Raw genomic sequence first — 16,391 nt, 5'->3', positions numbered from 1 at the left:
CTGAAGTTGGGCAGAGAAGGCATCACCAGAAAATTTATTCAGACACTGTGAATTGACATAGAAGTTTTTTATGCTATCCTCTACTAAGAATAAGGAGTAGTATTATAAGCCGGGCAGACAGTCTTTCTATCGATTACTGCCAGACTGAGAGGCAAGGCGAGATGCGAGACGACAGGAGGGCCAGATAATGACAGGGCTATGGCTTGTTGTCTTCCTCGTACAATGGCTCCTCTTAATCGTGCTCTACTGCATCGTCTTTGCTATCCTGCGTTATCTTGGTGTCCTCCAGAGCCGTTTAGGTCAGGCTAGCGTTCGGGTGACCCGTTTCGAGGCTGGCGACAAAGTCAGCGATTTTACGCTGGCCGATCTGGCTGGTCAAGCGCTCTCTCTGGGGCAGCTTCTCCAACGTGGGCGCAAGGTCCTCTTGCTGCTACTCTCGGCCTCCTGCACTACCTGTCGGGCTATCGTGGCTCAGCTCGATGAGCTGGCCAGCCGTCCTGGTGGGCTATCGGCGCTGGGTTGGATGGTTATCGCTGTGATTTATGGCCAGCCGGCTGAGGTGCGACTAATGGCGGGCACGTTGCTAGAGCGCGAAGGCATAACAGTACTCGTTGATGCTCAGGCTCTGGTGGCACGGAGCTATCTGGTGGCTTCCATTCCAGTGGGCCTGGCACTGGATGAGAATGGGCACGTGCTGGATCAATCGCGCAATCCTGGACCAAACTGGCTCTACTTGACCTTGCGCGTAGCTCCACCGGATCATTCGCTGCTTCCACGGATACCTATAGCACAGATCCAGTGAGTGAAGAGAGAGGGCCAGGCGAAAGGAGGCCTCGGCATGACTGAGGAGAGGCAAGCGCACCGCACGAGTCGAAGCCTCAATGACCGTCTGATCGAGGGGCTGATGAGGCAGTCGCGGCGGGGCTTTTTGGGGGGACTGTCTCGTCTTGGGCTTGTACTCCTGGGTGCGCTTCTTGGTCTTGAGCTTGAACTGCTGCAACCGGCCTCAGCCACCGCGGCGCTGGCTTATGCTCAACCCGGAGCGGTAACGCCAGATCTCGGCTGCCCCGAATGTACAGGTACCTGTGACCCGTGCTTCTCTGCTTGTTGCTGTCCCTGCGATACGGGCTGCGTCTGCACCTGTCTGGCGGGTTGCGATGCCTGCATTCCAGTCGCTTTTCGTTCGCATCTGCTGTGGATTCTTGGCTACATTCCGAACTGTGTCTGTGAGGCCTGCTAGAAAGACAGGCTATCACGCTAGACGATCAGGAATGAAGGAGAAAAAGCCTCCGCGTTGGGAGCAACCACCCAGGTGCCGCAGGCGCACTTGCGCGGTCTGCCTGACCCTGCCGGTGCTATCACCTGGCGGGCTGCGGGCTGGTAAGGCTCACGAGCAAGCGGGATGAAAGGAGAGAGCGGTATGTCCAATCAGCAACAGCCCGAGTCGCAGGGACCACGACCAACGGCCTATCTTGCACGTGGCCACGATCTCTTTCGCGGCCTGGAAGGAAAACCGATCATCGGCAGCACTCCTAATCAGCGTTACCTGGGGCGCATTGTGCTTGAGGTTTGGGAGCCGCTCCGAGCCGGCAAGCATCCTGAGGAGATGGCCTATATCATTAGCCCGGCCCGAGGAGTCTCCAGCGATGAGCTGTTTCTGCGCGCAACGCGGGCCATGAATACAGAGCTGGAGCGCCGTCGCAAGAAGTAAGGGAACCCCTCCCAACCAACGGGCGACATGGCTGCCTGCAGCGCAGACAGCCCTGGCAAGGTGAACGGCTATGGGCCGGTCAAGGAAGAAGTCAAGGCCAGGGTGAGCATGATGCTGGCAATTGCTGAGCTGCGTCTCTTTTGGCGCCTGGTCATCGGGGTCCTGCTACTGCTGACCGGCGCCCAGAAGCTGAAAGATTTGTCTGCCTTTCGTGAAGGCCTGCGGGCCTATCGGGTGCTGCCTGCCTGGCTGGAAGCGAATGAGTGCTTGATGGGGCTACTGGCGTTGACCATCGCTCTGCTGGAATGCTGCCTTGCTCTCCTATTGCTCGCGGGCGCCTGGTGCATGCCAGCAGCCTTCTGTTCCACTGGTCTACTCCTCCTCTTTAGCCTCGCTATATCGATCAATCTCTTCCGAGGACGCCGTGATCTCAGTTGCCACTGTGGCGGTCCTCTAGGCGATGAGCCTCTTTCCTGGTTATTAATTGCACGCAATCTGTTTCTGACGTTCTTCCTTCTCTTCCTGGCGCTCACACCTGCCGATCCCTTTAGCCTGGATAGGCTGCTGACAGGCAAGGCGCTGGCAGAGGGCCAGCTCTGGAGGGACGGCGCCCTCCCCATCGCTCTCTTAGCGCTGAGCCTGGTCATCATGGGCACCCTGGTTAGCACCACGCGGACCGTGCTCAAGCGACTGCGCGGGCCTGCCTGACCGCCTGACAGGCAGCGTACCTGCGTTTGACGACACTAGCAAGCTCTCTGGTCTCACTGCCGGCCCGGCCAGCGTTGGCCGGCGGTCTTGGGCCGCGCTTCGCTCCCCCTCTAGCGCGGCAATGATGACAGCCAGGCTTGAAGCCGGTTGGCGGGAAGAGGCTATAATTTGAGCAGGCAAAGAAATACGCGGCCATGCAAAGGAGACCCCCAGATGGCTCAACCTGTGACGCAGATAGTCACGTTCCCCTCGGAAGGGAGGCAGCTCACCGCCTTTCTGGCACTGCCGACCGCAAGCGGTGAACAAAGAGAGGGAGGGAAAGGTCCCTACCCTGGCGTAGTCGTGATTCACGAGATCTATGGCCTCAACGACAACATCAAAGATATCGCGCTGCGTCTAGCTGCCGAGGGCTACGTAGCCCTGGCCGTTGACCTCTTCTCAAGCGGGAACCGTACCGTTTGCATGTTCCGTATGATGAGCGGTCTCATCTTCAACTCGCTCAATCATCGGGGCGTGCGTGACCTCCGCCATGCCCTCGATTTTCTGGCACAGCAGCCGGCGGTCGACGGTCAGCGACTCGGGGCCATTGGCTTCTGCATGGGCGGCAGCCTGGCGATCGCCTGGGCCTGCACCGACAGACGTTTACGAGCGATCGCCCCTTTCTACGGTATGAATCCGCGGCCGCTAGAGGCCGTCAGGCGCGCCTGTCCAGTGGTTGGCTCCTACCCTGAGCAAGACTTCACCGCAGCGGCAGGGCGCAAACTCGACGAAGCCCTTGACCATTACCAGGTCCCGCACGATATCAAGATCTATCCGGGAGCGAAGCACTCCTTCTTTAACGATCGTGGCCCCAACTATCACCCCGAAGCTGCGCAAGACTCCTGGGAGCGCGTGCTGTCCTTCTTCCGTGAACATGTCCTGGCGCCGCAAGCCCAGGCGCTCTAAGGGCTGATCAGATCAGAATCGAAGCACGCGCCTGCAGATGCGAGGGGTCTGCTATTAGTTGTTCCGTTCCCCGACGAAGGAGAGCAAACGATGGATTTCACCTATTCCGAGAGAGTCAATGAGCTGCGGCAGCGTCTCCTTGACTTCATGGAGCGCTATATTTATCCCAACCAGGAGACCTATCGGCGCCAGATAGAGGCCTCGGGTAATCCCCATCACCACGCTGAAATCGTTGACGAACTCAAGCAGAAAGCGAAAGCCGCAGGCCTCTGGAATCTCTTCATGACCGATCCGCGCTATGGGCCGGGCCTGAGCAACCTCGAATATGCCCCTCTGGCCGAAATCATGGGGCGCGTCAGTTGGGCCTCAGAAGTTTTCAACTGTGCGGCGCCCGACACTGGCAACATGGAGATCCTGGCGGAGTTCGGCACACCGGAGCAGAAAGAGCAATGGCTCAAACCCCTCCTTGAGGGAGAGATCCGCTCAGCCTTTGCCATGACAGAGCCAGACGTAGCCAGCTCGGACGCCACCAACATCCAATTGACCATTGAGCGTCAGGGCGACGAATATGTCCTTAATGGGCGCAAATGGTGGATCTCGGGAGCGGCGCGCCCACGCTGTAAAATCTTCATCGTCATGGGGAAGACCGATCCCCACCATCCCGACCGTCACCGTCAACAGAGCATGATCCTGGTGCCGCGCGACACCCCGGGCGTCACCATTGTGCGCAGCCTGCCAGTAATGGGCTATCTAGATAACGAAAGCCACTGTGAGATTCGCTTCGACAATGTGCGCGTGCCAGTGAGCAACCTGCTAGGGGAAGAAGGGAGCGGCTTCGCTATCGCTCAGGCACGCCTGGGACCGGGGCGCATTCATCACTGTATGCGGGCCATCGGAGCGGCCCAATATGCGCTAGAGCTGATGTGTCGTCGGGCACAAGAGCGTGTAGCCTTTGGCAAACCGTTAGCAGAGCAGGGCGTTATCCAGGAATGGATCGCCCAATCGCATCTTGAGATTGAGCAGGCGCGCCTGCTAACCCTCAAAGCCGCCTGGATGATGGACACCCTGGGCAAGAAAGCGGCGCAGAAGGAAATCGCCATGATCAAGATAGTCGCGCCTACAGTGCTCACCAACGTCGTCAACCGAGCGATTCAGGTCTTCGGCGCGGCGGGCCTCTGCGACGATTTCCCCCTGGCCTCGATGTGGGCCCACGGGCGTACCCTGCACATTGTCGACGGCCCCGATGAAGTTCATAAGCGCTCGCTAGCGCGCCTGCTCCTGCGTGAGCAGCGCCTGCCGCAGGCATAGTCAGCTACAGACGCCTGGAGCCTGCCGCCAGCTCTCCCGATATCTCTGCTCCGGCTGCTGCTGGTTGCTACCGGCGCCGCTTGCGGCCAGACTCAGCTTGCCTGGCCGCTGGGGTGGGCGGTGCTAGCGCTGGTGCTGGCGCTGACAGCGGAGACAGAGGACGAGCCGGCGGCTCCGACGCTGAGCAGGTCCTGTAGCTCATTCCAGGCATAGGCCAGAGGAGCCTGACGATAGCCAGGCTCGCCGCGTCCCACCTGGATGCTGAGGCCGCCAATAGTCGCTTTCCAGGTACGCCGTCCCGTCCGGCGCACCAGCCGCCGGCGCGCGGCGTACTTGAGGTAATAGCGGGCGAGCCGGCGCACGCTACGAGCCTTAAGCAGACGTCGGTCGACATGCCTGCCGGCACGCTTCAATTGCAGCGCCTGACGATTAATAGCTGTAACCAACTCATCCAGAGTGAAGAAAGGTCGCCCTTCCTTGCTGCGTTGGACAAGGAAGCCGCTGGCGAGCTGGGTGCAAGTAAAGTGCGCACTCAGTAACCAGGCGCGGCGAATCCGGTCGTACAGCTCGCGTTGCGGAAGCTGAGGCGCGCGCTCAATGCTCGGCGCCAGACTGACAAAGACCCGCTTGCGGCGGCGCACTGTCATGAAATCGTACATGATGGCAATGGGAACAACGCGCGTCTCTGGTGGCCCTCCGCGCAAAAGGCGGTGAGGGGCGGCAGTGAGCGGGCCGACGCGGCCATCGGGCGAGAGCTGACCCTCTGGCGCCCCCCAGAGTGAGCCACCGCGGGCGAGCCAGGCCGAAAGTGTGCTGAGCTGCTGCCTCAATTCCTCTAGCACCTGGTTCTTGACGCGCCAATATACCTCTGGCTGGAAGATCTCGGCCCCGCTGAGTCGGCGCAGAATGTTGCGATAATGCCAGGAAAGCAGACGCGATAAAGGAACGGTGGCCAAACGCTGGAGCTGTTCGCCGGTGTTGCGCGCCCATTGCTGGAGGAAAGCCGGGCTGAGAATCTCGCCCGCTGGGCGATCGCCCTCGCTCTGGAGGGCGTTACGTAGCCATAGCTCGATGGGACGCAGGTGGATGTTTTCAATTGGGCGCAGGCCAATGAAGCGCAGAAACCCCCCCAGCGATAGGAACCCGATGAGGCGTGAGAACCAGGCCGGCTCGGGGACAATGCGGCTGAGGAAGCGCGGCGCAAAGGCATCGCTGCGAATGGCAAAGAGCACGTCTCGGGTGACGGCTCGCCAGTTCCAGCGGGCCAGAATCGTGGGCACCTCGATCATGGGGTCGACGTCGCGTTTATGGGCCATCGCAAAGTAGACAGGCCCTCGCGCGGGCAGGTGCTCCAGACCGTGAAATTCGATCTTGTGAAAAAGCCGAACGCCTATCCAGAGGATACCTGCGATCAGAACCCGGCTGCAGGCGGCAAGCACTGCTGCAAGATGTCTCATGATGGCTCCTTGCTTCTCTAGCTAGCTAGCTAGCTGGCTGGCGGAGATAGATCGCTTCGTAGGGTCAGGTGCTGCTTGGATATGTTGCCTTGTGGCGGTTGGCTGCAAGGCGCCAGGCCGGGTGCCTGCGGAGATCAGGCATTTACGCGCTTTCAGGCGCTGCTTCTTTCAGGATAGCAGACCGAGACGAGCAGCGTCAACCTTGCTGGCAGGTAGGCCGGCACTGCTGCGATGATCAGGGGAAGCATAGACGGTATGCTATGCTGCGGAGAACCCCGGCATAGAGGCCTCAGCGAGCGCTCGACAGGCTGAGGTGCAGAAGCGGGTCGGGCAACGGAAAGCGGGCAGAGCCGCCGGCAAGCGGCAGATGCGCACGCCAGGTCGGTGGGCAGGCGCCATCATCGGCAAAGGCGCCTGCCTGCTGGTGACGCTGCTGAGGGTTTAAGACATGACGCCACCGCCGTCGATGTTAATAGCCTGGCCGTTAATGCCCTTGCTGCTGTCCAGTGCCAGGAAGACGGCTATCGCTGCTACCTCTTCTGGCTCGATAAGACGATTTTGCGGGCTGCTGCGCGCCAGAGCCTGACGAGCTTGCTCCTCGCTCATGCCGGTATGCGCCATAATGTTGCTGACACTGGCGTCTGTCATTGGTGTATTGACGTAGCTGGGACAAATAGCGTTAACGGTGATGTTGTAGGGGAGCAACTCGACAGCCAGGGCGCGGGTCAAACCAAGAACCCCATGCTTAGAGGCCGTGTAGGCAGCGATGTAGCGCCCACCGACGCGCGAGGCAATCGAGGCGATATTGATAATCCGCCCGTAGCGCTGCTCGACAAGCGTTGGCACGAAGGCCTTGCAGACATAGTAGACGCCTGTCAGGTTAACAGCTAGCAGCCGATGCCAGAGTTCATCGGGGTGATTCAGGAATTTATGGCTGCCGGCGATGCCTGCATTGTTGACAAGAATGTGAATGCCTCCCAGGCCGCTGCGCAATTCGTTGGCCATGCGCTCGACCTGAGCGGGATCGGTCACATCGCAGGTGGTGAAAACACAGCGCCGGCCTTTAGCTTCAATCTCAGCCGCCAGCGCTTCCAGCTCGCTGGTGCTCCGGGCACAAATGCCTACATCGGCGCCGGCCTCAGCAAGCGCCAGAGCAATGGCGCGGCCAATGCCTTTGCTGGCTCCTGTGACCACGGCTCGCTTGCCGGCCAGTGGATGCTGTTGTAGTAACTCAGTCATCGTTGGCTGATCCTCTCCTGTCCAATGAAATGCGCAATCGCTGGGATATGCCTCTGAAGAGACAATCGCCTGAGCTGACCCAAGCCAGCCCGTTTGTCCGCTCCGTTAGGGCAGTCAAGCCGAGGAAGCGTACAGGCACAGAGAAGGAAGGGATGGGAAGCCACCTGCACTGCGCCGCGGGCCTTGCAGACCGCCCGTCTGGGCTAGGGGAGAAGAGGTCGCGATCGCTTGCTGCCTCCTCGCTGGCGATGGATGCTCGCGGTTGCTCCTTCTTTGGAGTATGCCACAGGGGCCGCTGCTTTTCCAGTCGGCGTCTGGCGGCCCTGTAACCCTGTGCCGCTTGGCCTGCTCTGCGCCGATGTTTTATACTAGCCACAAAGGAAGCCGGAGCACCAGGCACGTGCCTCTCAAAGAAATTCATGCATGCCAGCAATGGTCTTGTCTTGTCGGCGATCACTGTCAGAGAGGAGGAAAGCAACGATGCCAGTTTCCCTGACTGGCGCGCGCCGCATCTATGAGGCCCTCAAGGCTTGTGATATTAAGCTGGTTTCTGCCTTACCTGAGACCTGGCTTGTGCCCTTACTCCATTTGATTGAAGCCGACCAAGAGATGCGCCTTGTGCAAGTGGCCAGAGAGGAGGAAGCGATCGGCATTGCGGCAGGGGCCTACCTGGCGGGCGTGCCCTCGGTGCACATCATGCAGAATCACGGCTTTCTGGCTGCCATCAATCCTCTCGTCTCGCTGGCCATGCTCTACAAGATCCCTGTCCTCCTGCTGATCAGCTATCGTGGCCACTGGGGTGAAAAGGACCCCTGGCAGACGCAGGGTGGGCTGCTCACAGAGCCAGTGCTGCGCGCGCTCACGATCCCCTACTACTGCTTGCGTCGGGAAGATGATGAGATCCGGCGTCTCAAGGAAGCCCAAGCGTTAGCCCTCTCGGCCCTGCATCCGGTGGCTATCCTGCTGACCCGTGAAGTGCTCTGGGAAGATGAGGAGGGCTAAGGTCATCATCTCCTTCAACCAGACCTGCATCAAGAGCCAGTTTCTTGCCAGGCAGTCGGAAGCAAAGCCTATGAATATGCATGTCAAGAGGAGCGAAAGGCATGTTACGCGCGGATGCCCTGCGTGAGGTTTATCCCGAGCTAGAACGGCGCATTGTCGTCACCATTATGGGGGCAGTTGCTGCTGAACTGTACGCGCTTGGTCACCGCCCCAACTTTTTCTATCTGGAGCATTCGATGGGATTGGCCTCGTCATTGGGCCTGGGCCTGGCCCTCTCGCTGCCGGAGCAGCAAGTGATTGTCCTTGATGGCGATGGCTCCCTGCTGATGAATCTTGGCACACTCACGACCCTGGCCCGTTATCGGCCGTCCAATTTACTCCACATTGTCTTTGACAATGGCAGCCTGGTTTCGGTAGGAGGCTTTCCGACAGCGACCGCCAGCGGCACCGACCTGGCAGCAATGGCGCGAGGGGCTGGCATACCGCTGGTGATGGAAGCGGAGACCCTGGCCCAGTTTCGGGAAGCAGTCACCCAGGCTCTAACGCGCCAGGTGATGACGACTCTGGTGGCCAGGGTCGAGGCGAGTGGCCCGGCTTCGTATCGGCTCGATCTAGACCTGCTGGAGAACCGTTTTCAATTCAAACGCTATCTCGACGCGCTCCCCCGTCCTTCCTGATCCTTTTCTCCATCAGAAACAGCTCCTATAGCCTGTTGTTGTCTGCCAGACGGCTGATAACTAAAATCCAGCTCGCACACCTGCCGTCTGGCTTCTCTGTCTCTATCTCTTTTCTCAAAAGAAGCCATGCAAGATAACGGCGGATGCTGTTATCTACCAGCCATCTTGATCGTCTCCCATAAATAGGAAGATAGACATACTTCTCTTTGAAGGACTAATCTGAGAACCATCATCAACTGAACGCCGGGAGCAAAGATGAAAAAATCAACTCTCCGTACTCTCTGCTTGACCAGTTTGGCACTGCTAATTATCGGAGTGCTGCTGTTGCTGGTGTCGCTCTTTGTCGTACTTGCCAACCCGCAGGCAAGTGGAGGAGGATTCTTGCCGCTGGGCACCCTCGCGCTGATCCTTCTGATCGCGGGAGCCATTCTCTTCCTGATCGCGTGGATTGGCGCGCTGATCCTGACGGCGCGACTTGGCCGCTGGGGATGGTTCGCCGCTATCTTCTTCTTCACTCTGATCGGCCTACTGGCCTACAGCCTTGTGGGACCGGAGACGCCGGCGTCGTCACCGCAGTCTCTCCAAAGTTAAAAGCTGGCTGGAGCAGATAGGCTAAAGTAGCGGAACGGAGGGGCTAGACTAGTCGAACTGCCCAGAGCAAGAGAGGCAAGCTCTCGGGCAGCGACCGCCAGAGTCACTGAGCACCCGTCTCACCTCTCCTGCTCGTGCTTCTGCCCGCTCACCCGCACTCTTTCCCCTTCAATTCAAGCAGAGAGCGAGGTGTAGGCGGGCTGGGAGCGGCAGCCTGCTCGCTCAACTGCGGGAGGAGCCTGCCGCCTGCAGAGCGCGCCAGATCTTTTCTGGAGTCAGCGGCATATCGATCTCCTTGATGCCGAAGGGAGCCAGAGCATCGAGAACCGCGTTGACAATAGCCGGTGGGGCGCCGATCGTGCCTGATTCGCCAATTCCCTTTGCCCCCAGTGGATTATTAGGAGAAGGCGACTCCACAAAATCGCTGGTAAAAGGAGGCACCATTGTCGCCAGCGGCAGGGCATAGTCCTGCAGGGTGCCACTGATGAGCTGGCCATGCTCATCGTAGAGCACCTGCTCATAGAGGGCCTGACCGATTCCCTGAGCCAGACCGCCGTGGAGCTGGCCCTCGGCCAACGTATGATTAAGGATGCGACCGGCATCGTCGACAGCCACGTAGCTCAAGGGGTGTACCTCGCCGGTCTCGCTGTCGACCTCAACGACGGCCATATGTGCGCCAAAGGAGAAGGTGGGGCCTGAAGCGAAATCACGGCGCGCAGCCAGCCCGACGATCGGCTGACCGCTAAGCGGGTCAGGGGGTTCTGGCTCCAGCAGAGAAGGCTCTTCCTCGGCCAGGCGAGCCAATTCCCCAAGAGTCACCGAGCGCGTTGGCGCTCCCTGGACCAAGACGCGCCCATGCTGCAAGACCAGATCATCAGGGGCGGCTTCCAGAGCATGCGCCGCCAGACGCAGGACCTTCTCGCGCACCGCCTGGGCAGCCAGTAACACAACCGAGCCGCCCATCTGGGTTACGCGACTGGCAAAGGTACCGATGCTAAAAGCGGGCAGATGGCTATCGTTCAAATGAACTTCGACGTGCTCGGGAGGAACCTGCAAGACCTCAGCCGCGATTTGCGTGAAAGCTGTCACATGGCCCTGACCGGTCGAAGAAACGCCGCTTTCGACTACTACGGTGCCGTCGCGGCGGATACGTACCGTCGCCGCCTCACGTGGCTGGGCTCCCTCATCGCCAGAGATCTCCGTAAAGGTTGCCAGTCCGATGCCAAGCAGGCGCGGATCGCCAGAAGCCCGGCGCTCGCGCTGGCGGGCCCGCCAGCCCTCGTAGTCGGCCAGTTCCAGCAGGCGGGCGAAGGCGGCCTGATAGTTACCGCTATCGTAGCGCTGACCAGTGACGGTCTCGTAGGGGAAGGATTCGGGCGGGATCATGTTGCGCCGCCGTACCTCGACAGGATCAAGGCCCAGCTCGGCGGCGATGCGGTCAATGACGCGCTCAATGATATAGGTCGCCTCGGGACGGCCTGCGCCACGGTAGGCCATCGTCGGAACCTTGTTGGTGAAGACGCCGATGACCGTGCTCTCAACGGCCTCGACCTGATAAGCGCCGCAGACCAGACGCGGCGTACGGATGGGAACGAGGGCCGTGATGCCCAGGAGAAAGGCTCCCAGATCAGCGATGTTGCGCAGACGTAGGGCCAGCAGACGCCCATCATCTTGATAGGCAGCTTCCACGTAGTTGATCTGACCGCGCCCATGCGTCTGGGCCTGGAGATTCTCGCGTCGCGTCTCGATCCATTTCACCGGACGGCCCAGGCGATAGGCGAGGGCGGCACAGACCAGCTCTTCACCGCCGAGGCGTGTCTTGGCGCCGAAGCCGCCGCCGCTCATGGCGTTGTAGACATGCACACGGCGCTGATCTAGACCCAGGGCCTCCGCCAGGACCTGATGAGCCTGATAGACGGCCTGTGACGAAAGCCAGGCGCTAAGCTGGCCTGTCTCGGGATCATAATCGAAGAGACAGGCGCGATTCTCAAGCGAAGAGGGGGCAAGGCGCTGATTCTCCAGGCGCAGACGTATGACATGGCTGGCGCGCTCAAAAGCCTCCTCAACATTACCGGCCTTCAGCGGCATCTCGAAAGCCACGTTACTGCCAAACTCGGGATACAGCAGCGGAGCATCGGGAGCCAGCGCGGCCTCGGGGTCGCTGACCGCCGGCAGTGGCTCGTAGTCGACCTCGACCAGGTCAAGGGCATCGATGGCAACGGCCAGGCTCTCAGCGACAATAACCGCTACTGGCTCGCCAACGTAGCGCACTCGCTCCCGGGCCAGAGGCCGTTTCTCCGGGCGCTTGACCCCGGGCACGGGCACGGCAAAGATGGGCGGTAGCTCCGCCAGATCAGCAGCGCTGAAAGCGGCTACCACGCCCGGCAGGCTGCGCGCTTCGTCAAGACGGATACCCTCGATGGTGGCGTGCGCGTAGGGACTGCGCACGAAAACCGCGTGCAGTATGGGCGGGCGTCCGTTCAGCCTGATGTCATCCACAAAGCGCGCGCGCCCGGTAATCAGGTCGTAGTCCTCTACGCGGCGTCGGATTTCTGCCGGCTGCTTCATGGTCGTGCTCATGCAAACAATCCTTCTGCGTGATGTTTCTCTGGCCAGAGGTGGAATCCATCCAGGGGCTGTAGTCTATTATAAGACATCGATCTGCCCTTTTCCTGGCAGCCGCGGAGCTGCTTGCCTCCTCGCTCTATTGGCTGATACGGAAGCGCTGGCTGATAAGGGCCAGGCGGGGGCATCTTGAAACGTATGATATGATCGAACTGATACACGGGAAGAACAGGAAAACTGACTGATCTCCCCGTCCTTGCCACGTGTCAACATAGGGGACGTCTTGCCGCTGTGCCGCCAGGGGGAAGGGCAAGGCGGCTGCCGTCCCGCCCGTGACCGGCCTGCGGTGTGCGGCTGAGGACTGCCGCAAAACCTGCTTGCTCACTCACTGACTGACTAACTCACTCACACTTTTCCCTATCACGTTGAAGATAAGCCAGAAAAGAAAGAAGGAGCATAGGAAGCGTGAAAGGTGCCGGATCGAGAGATAGCCTGGCCGAGCCAACAGTACTGGCCATCGATGTAGGAACCTCTTCTGTGCGAGCCATGCTGATTGATGCGCGAGGCGAAGCCGTACCAGGAACACTCACGCAGCATCGTTATCAGCTCAGCACCTCAGCCGAGGGAGAAGCCAGCATCGACGGCGACAGACTGGTTGAGCTGGTGGCGAGAACAATCGATGGTGTGTTAGAGGCGGCGGGCGCCATTGCCCACACCATCACCGCTGTAGCGACCGACACCTTCTGGCACAGCTTGATTGCAGTCGATGCCCAGGGGCAGGCTCTCCTGCCGCTGATCACCTGGGAAGATACGCGCGCTCATGCCGCAGCGCGTGAGCTGCGAGCCGCCCTTGACGAGCGAGCTATTCATCGCCGTACGGGGGCGCCATTGCAGAACAGCTACTGGCCAGCGCGGTTGCGCTGGCTGGCGCAGGTACAGCCGGCGCTCCTCAAGCAGAGTGTGCAGTGGCTTTCGTTCGGCGAGTTCCTGCACAGGCGTCTACTCGGACGGGCGGTCTGTAGTCTCTCAATGGCCTCGGGCACAGGCCTGCTGAATCTCCGTAGCCTAAACTGGGACGAAGAGCTGCTAGAGGCCCTGGCCGTTCGCCCCGAGCAGTTCCCCCCACTTGGTGACTTGCGTGACGCCCTGCAGGGATTGCGTCCTATGTATGCCCAGCGTTGGCCATTGCTGAAAGACGTGCTCTGGTTCCCCGCCGTTGGAGATGGAGCCGCGGCGAACGTCGGTTCAGGCTGTGTGGTGAGTGCGCGCTATGCGCTGACCATTGGTACCTCCAGCGCGCTGCGGGTAACGGTACCGGCGGGGAACATAGAACCGCCGCCGGGCCTCTGGCTCTACCTGCTCGATGCCCGTCGGGCTTTGCTGGGGGGCGCATTGAGCGAAGGGGGCAATCTGCTCTCCTGGCTGACAGAGCTGCTACGTCTCCCCCCGCTGGACGAAGTAGAGCCGTTGGTCTCGGCTGTGCCGCCTGATAGTCACGGTCTGACGATCCTGCCGTTTCTGGCGGGCGAGCGCAGCCCTGGCTGGCATGCCGAAGCGCGCATGACTATCTCCGGTCTGCATCTGAAGCTGCGTCCTATCGATGTGCTGCGGGCCGTCATGGAGGCCCTGGCCTATCGCCTGGCCATTGTCTACGAGCGCCTCAATACCCAACCGCAGTTACGCGAGGGAGGAACACAAATTATCGGCAGTGGAGGCGCGTTGCTGCGCTCTCCAACGCTGCAGCAGATTATTGCTGATGTCCTGGGTGAGCCACTCTATCCACTGCGCGTGCGCGAGGCTGCCGTACGAGGAGTAGCTTTGCTGGCCCTGGAATCGCTGGGACTGCTGCCCGATGTGGCTCAGATCTCTCCGCCCCTGGCCGCGCCCGTCCTGCCCGACCGCGCGCGCGGTGAGCGCTATCGTCAGGCCATTGCTCGCCAGCAGCAGCTTTATGAGCTGCTCCTGACCGAGAGCGACAGCGCATAGGCCGTCGCTAGGGCAGTGGAGCTTTGAAAGGAGAAGGCGGCGATGTCGCAGGAAAACCTGATCATTCGGCTCAAGCGTGTCTATGAAGAGCCTGCGGAAAGCGATGGCACGCGGGTACTGGTCGAGCGACTCTGGCCACGCGGCCTCTCTCGCGAGCGGGCGCATATCGATCTCTGGCTCAAAGATGTTGCTCCCAGCGATGCGCTGCGCCGCTGGTTCGCCCATGATCCCCAAAAATTCGCCGAATTTCGCCGGCGCTATGAGCAGGAACTGCGCGGTCAAGCAGCAGCTCGGGCAGCTCTGACCCGCCTCCGGGAGCTGGCCCAGCAGGGACCGCTCACCCTGGTCTACTCGGCGCGCGATAGCGAGCATAATAATGCGGTTGTCTTACGCGATATCCTGGAGCGCGACGCGTCTGCTGAGGGCTAGACGTGGGAAGAGGACGGACCAGGGCCGCGCCGGTCTGATCCTCTGAGGCCTGATCTTTCTCGGCCCGAGCGCTAGACTGCTCTGTCTTCCTGCTGGCCTGGCCCGTCTGCCGCCGGCCCGGCTCATTGCGGCTCTCCGCGATCGCTTTCTTCCCGCTATCTCGGTCACTCTGCCAAGGCCCTGCCTCTTGCGCATCCTCTCATGCGGGCGGCGCTACCCTTTCCTCCGTCGGTCTCCTATCAGTTCGCTGGTAGCAGCGTCCTTCTCAAAGGGGAGTAGTACTGTTCTCCCTCTGACCGGTCAAATGTTGGATTCTGGAAATTCTCTCGGTAGACTCACGAGTGGCGCCAGAGAGAATGTGGTTGATGCACTGGTGAAGCTACAGAACGAAAGGGAGAAAAATATGAAGATCCAGCAATTCAAGTACCTCCACTGCTCAGAGGATCATGAAGAAGGCATTATTCTAGTTGATCCAGAGACCGAGTCGATTCCGGTCACTGATGAGCGTGGGAACGTACTCTATTATTGCATGGGAGGTCAGCACGTATTTTCTTCCGACATGAATGGCCTGATCATGCAGAGCCTGCTGGATGATGAGTGAGTAGTAGATAGTCTACCTGGCCGTAGTGTAAGGGCGGAAAAGGCCCATCTCTCACCTATCACAGGCGCCACACCACACCCACTTCTGGCCACACAGCCGACGCGCAAGACTGAGCGCCCAGTCTTGCGCGTCTCTTCTTTTCGATGGCGTCTATGGAGCACCGAGGCGCTAGTGGGCAGTCAACGACGTATAGCGTGCGGACTAAGTAGACGGTGGTGCTGAGCGAGCACGAACGCTGGCTAGTCAATGCTCAGTAGCCAGCGGAGGCGCTCGCGATTACGGCGCAGGCGGTCAATCAAGTTATGGTTGAGGCGGTAGATTTCCTTGATATCGTTGAACTCGTCGGCGCAGCGCAGCACGATCTCGCGGGGCTTAAGGCCACAATAGTACAGCAAGTAAGCAAGGCGCCGTTCGCGCTCATGGGGCAGCAGACTCAAGATCGATTCCCAGGTATAGTTAGTTTCCTCGTCGTCAAAGGCCTCCTCTCCAGTGTGGAGCAGAGAAGTCTCCGGTTGGGGGAGGGTAATCTCCTGGCGACGTTGATAGCTGCGCAGTACGTCTATGATGACGCCGTTCAGGGTGGCGTGCAGATAGCTTAGTACGGCTTTCAGGCTTGGGAATTCGGGGGGATGTTCCTGGACTGCCTGCCAGAAGCGGCTGAAGGTTAGAGCAATGTAGTTTTCTTCTGAATCATGTTGGAGGGCCTGGCTGGTGCCAGGATGAGTGCGCAGCCAGAGGCGAACGGTCTCGCTCAGGCATTGCTGTAGGAGCGTCCAGGCCTGATCAGTTTGTTGCTCAATGGCGCGGCGAAATAGCTCCAGACAGTAGCCGGCGTCTGCTGACTCGTGCCGGCGCGCGCGCTGCAGTTCGAGGGTGCAGTAGCTGGCCAGTACTGTCAGGTTGAGTTCACTGAGTAGTTCTTCCATTTTGCTGTCCCCGCTGTTCTCGCTCAGCGGCCCTCCAGTGCAATACGCTTCCGCAGCCAGCCGTCCCTGCCTGGCCTGTTGAGTATGAGGACCTGGGCATACAACAACAATACAAAGATGTTTATCTATAGATCTATGGCTGTAGAAGACCCATTCGGGGACGACGACTTATGAGTTGCGGGCATAATGGCGCTCACCCCAGGTTTGGAGAAAGATGATATGAGATGCCGATTCCGACCCGGCTCT

General features: G+C 59.9%; 15 protein-coding genes. 11 read left to right on the top strand and 4 right to left on the bottom strand.

The features are described from left to right. Window positions 1-187: 187 nt before the first annotated feature. The 5 genes from AC6H1L_RS09420 to AC6H1L_RS09400 all read left to right on the top strand — a co-directional run bounded on the left by AC6H1L_RS09420 (window position 188) and on the right by AC6H1L_RS09400 (window position 4,672). Entirely contained in the window at window positions 188-802 is a 615-nt protein-coding gene (locus AC6H1L_RS09420; protein ID WP_497601239.1) for a TlpA family protein disulfide reductase, read from the top strand. 618 nt (window positions 803-1,420) lie between these two features. After that, window positions 1,421-1,711: a hypothetical protein gene (locus AC6H1L_RS09415; RefSeq protein WP_497601238.1), complete on the top strand. Its 291-nt coding sequence runs from the start codon at window positions 1,421-1,423 to the stop codon at window positions 1,709-1,711. 27 nt (window positions 1,712-1,738) lie between these two features. Then, window positions 1,739-2,419 (top strand): MauE/DoxX family redox-associated membrane protein, encoded by a 681-nt coding sequence (locus AC6H1L_RS09410; RefSeq protein ID WP_497601237.1) that lies wholly within the window; start codon window positions 1,739-1,741, stop codon window positions 2,417-2,419. 213 nt (window positions 2,420-2,632) lie between these two features. Next, entirely contained in the window at window positions 2,633-3,364 is a 732-nt protein-coding gene (locus tag AC6H1L_RS09405; protein WP_497601236.1) for a dienelactone hydrolase family protein, read from the top strand. Window positions 3,365-3,454: 90 nt separating this feature from the next. Beyond that, the gene (locus tag AC6H1L_RS09400; protein ID WP_497601235.1) at window positions 3,455-4,672 is read left to right on the top strand and encodes an acyl-CoA dehydrogenase family protein; all 1,218 of its coding nucleotides are present in this window, start codon (window positions 3,455-3,457) and stop codon (window positions 4,670-4,672) included. A gap of 92 nt (window positions 4,673-4,764) precedes the next feature. Here AC6H1L_RS09400 and AC6H1L_RS09395 read toward each other — a convergent pair whose 3' ends face one another. Next, window positions 4,765-6,129 carry a hypothetical protein gene (locus AC6H1L_RS09395; RefSeq protein WP_497601234.1) on the bottom strand — a complete coding sequence of 455 codons (1,365 nt, stop codon included), beginning with the start codon at window positions 6,127-6,129 and terminating at the stop codon, window positions 4,765-4,767. 441 nt (window positions 6,130-6,570) lie between these two features. Then, complete coding sequence (locus AC6H1L_RS09390; protein WP_497601233.1) at window positions 6,571-7,368, bottom strand: SDR family NAD(P)-dependent oxidoreductase; 798 nt, start codon at window positions 7,366-7,368, stop codon at window positions 6,571-6,573. 480 nt (window positions 7,369-7,848) lie between these two features. Between AC6H1L_RS09390 and AC6H1L_RS09385 the strand changes: the two genes are divergently transcribed. From AC6H1L_RS09385 to AC6H1L_RS09375, 3 genes are all read left to right on the top strand, one after another. Continuing rightward, window positions 7,849-8,370: a thiamine pyrophosphate-binding protein gene (locus tag AC6H1L_RS09385; protein ID WP_497601232.1), complete on the top strand. Its 522-nt coding sequence runs from the start codon at window positions 7,849-7,851 to the stop codon at window positions 8,368-8,370. Between the two features lie 101 nt (window positions 8,371-8,471). Further along, window positions 8,472-9,047 carry a thiamine pyrophosphate-dependent enzyme gene (locus AC6H1L_RS09380; protein ID WP_497601231.1) on the top strand — a complete coding sequence of 192 codons (576 nt, stop codon included), beginning with the start codon at window positions 8,472-8,474 and terminating at the stop codon, window positions 9,045-9,047. A gap of 255 nt (window positions 9,048-9,302) precedes the next feature. Continuing rightward, complete coding sequence (locus AC6H1L_RS09375; RefSeq protein ID WP_497601230.1) at window positions 9,303-9,638, top strand: hypothetical protein; 336 nt, start codon at window positions 9,303-9,305, stop codon at window positions 9,636-9,638. A gap of 222 nt (window positions 9,639-9,860) precedes the next feature. Here AC6H1L_RS09375 and AC6H1L_RS09370 read toward each other — a convergent pair whose 3' ends face one another. Then, complete coding sequence (locus AC6H1L_RS09370) at window positions 9,861-12,218, bottom strand: xanthine dehydrogenase family protein molybdopterin-binding subunit (protein WP_497601229.1); 2,358 nt, start codon at window positions 12,216-12,218, stop codon at window positions 9,861-9,863. A gap of 450 nt (window positions 12,219-12,668) precedes the next feature. Here AC6H1L_RS09370 and AC6H1L_RS09365 point away from each other — a divergent pair, with 450 nt between their 5' ends. From AC6H1L_RS09365 to AC6H1L_RS09355, 3 genes are all read left to right on the top strand, one after another. After that, the gene (locus tag AC6H1L_RS09365; RefSeq protein ID WP_497601228.1) at window positions 12,669-14,189 is read left to right on the top strand and encodes a gluconokinase; all 1,521 of its coding nucleotides are present in this window, start codon (window positions 12,669-12,671) and stop codon (window positions 14,187-14,189) included. Between the two features lie 42 nt (window positions 14,190-14,231). Then, window positions 14,232-14,618, top strand: a complete 387-nt coding sequence (locus AC6H1L_RS09360) for a DUF488 domain-containing protein (protein WP_497601227.1) — start codon at window positions 14,232-14,234, stop codon at window positions 14,616-14,618. Window positions 14,619-15,021: 403 nt separating this feature from the next. Beyond that, window positions 15,022-15,219, top strand: a complete 198-nt coding sequence (locus AC6H1L_RS09355; protein WP_052890818.1) for a hypothetical protein — start codon at window positions 15,022-15,024, stop codon at window positions 15,217-15,219. Between the two features lie 239 nt (window positions 15,220-15,458). Here AC6H1L_RS09355 and AC6H1L_RS09350 read toward each other — a convergent pair whose 3' ends face one another. Then, window positions 15,459-16,145: a sigma-70 RNA polymerase sigma factor region 4 domain-containing protein gene (locus AC6H1L_RS09350; protein ID WP_497601226.1), complete on the bottom strand. Its 687-nt coding sequence runs from the start codon at window positions 16,143-16,145 to the stop codon at window positions 15,459-15,461. Window positions 16,146-16,391 lie beyond the last annotated feature (246 nt).

The organism is Thermogemmatispora argillosa (assembly GCF_059696725.1).
Note: the sequence above shows the minus strand (reverse complement) of the source record. Positions and strands in the feature narration are given on the sequence as shown.

What these genes read in the sequence shown, in the direction of transcription:
- AC6H1L_RS09395 (WP_497601234.1), bottom strand. Translation starts at nt 6,129, where the DNA reads ATGAGACATCTTGCAGCAGTGCTTGCCGCCTGCAGCCGGGTTCTGATC.
- AC6H1L_RS09405 (WP_497601236.1), top strand. Translation starts at nt 2,633, where the DNA reads ATGGCTCAACCTGTGACGCAGATAGTCACGTTCCCCTCGGAAGGGAGG.
- AC6H1L_RS09385 (WP_497601232.1), top strand. Translation starts at nt 7,849, where the DNA reads ATGCCAGTTTCCCTGACTGGCGCGCGCCGCATCTATGAGGCCCTCAAG.
- AC6H1L_RS09355 (WP_052890818.1), top strand. Translation starts at nt 15,022, where the DNA reads ATGAAGATCCAGCAATTCAAGTACCTCCACTGCTCAGAGGATCATGAA.
- AC6H1L_RS09380 (WP_497601231.1), top strand. Translation starts at nt 8,472, where the DNA reads ATGTTACGCGCGGATGCCCTGCGTGAGGTTTATCCCGAGCTAGAACGG.
- AC6H1L_RS09375 (WP_497601230.1), top strand. Translation starts at nt 9,303, where the DNA reads ATGAAAAAATCAACTCTCCGTACTCTCTGCTTGACCAGTTTGGCACTG.
- AC6H1L_RS09370 (WP_497601229.1), bottom strand. Translation starts at nt 12,218, where the DNA reads ATGAGCACGACCATGAAGCAGCCGGCAGAAATCCGACGCCGCGTAGAG.
- AC6H1L_RS09400 (WP_497601235.1), top strand. Translation starts at nt 3,455, where the DNA reads ATGGATTTCACCTATTCCGAGAGAGTCAATGAGCTGCGGCAGCGTCTC.
- AC6H1L_RS09420 (WP_497601239.1), top strand. Translation starts at nt 188, where the DNA reads ATGACAGGGCTATGGCTTGTTGTCTTCCTCGTACAATGGCTCCTCTTA.
- AC6H1L_RS09360 (WP_497601227.1), top strand. Translation starts at nt 14,232, where the DNA reads ATGTCGCAGGAAAACCTGATCATTCGGCTCAAGCGTGTCTATGAAGAG.
- AC6H1L_RS09350 (WP_497601226.1), bottom strand. Translation starts at nt 16,145, where the DNA reads ATGGAAGAACTACTCAGTGAACTCAACCTGACAGTACTGGCCAGCTAC.
- AC6H1L_RS09390 (WP_497601233.1), bottom strand. Translation starts at nt 7,368, where the DNA reads ATGACTGAGTTACTACAACAGCATCCACTGGCCGGCAAGCGAGCCGTG.
- AC6H1L_RS09415 (WP_497601238.1), top strand. Translation starts at nt 1,421, where the DNA reads ATGTCCAATCAGCAACAGCCCGAGTCGCAGGGACCACGACCAACGGCC.
- AC6H1L_RS09410 (WP_497601237.1), top strand. Translation starts at nt 1,739, where the DNA reads ATGGCTGCCTGCAGCGCAGACAGCCCTGGCAAGGTGAACGGCTATGGG.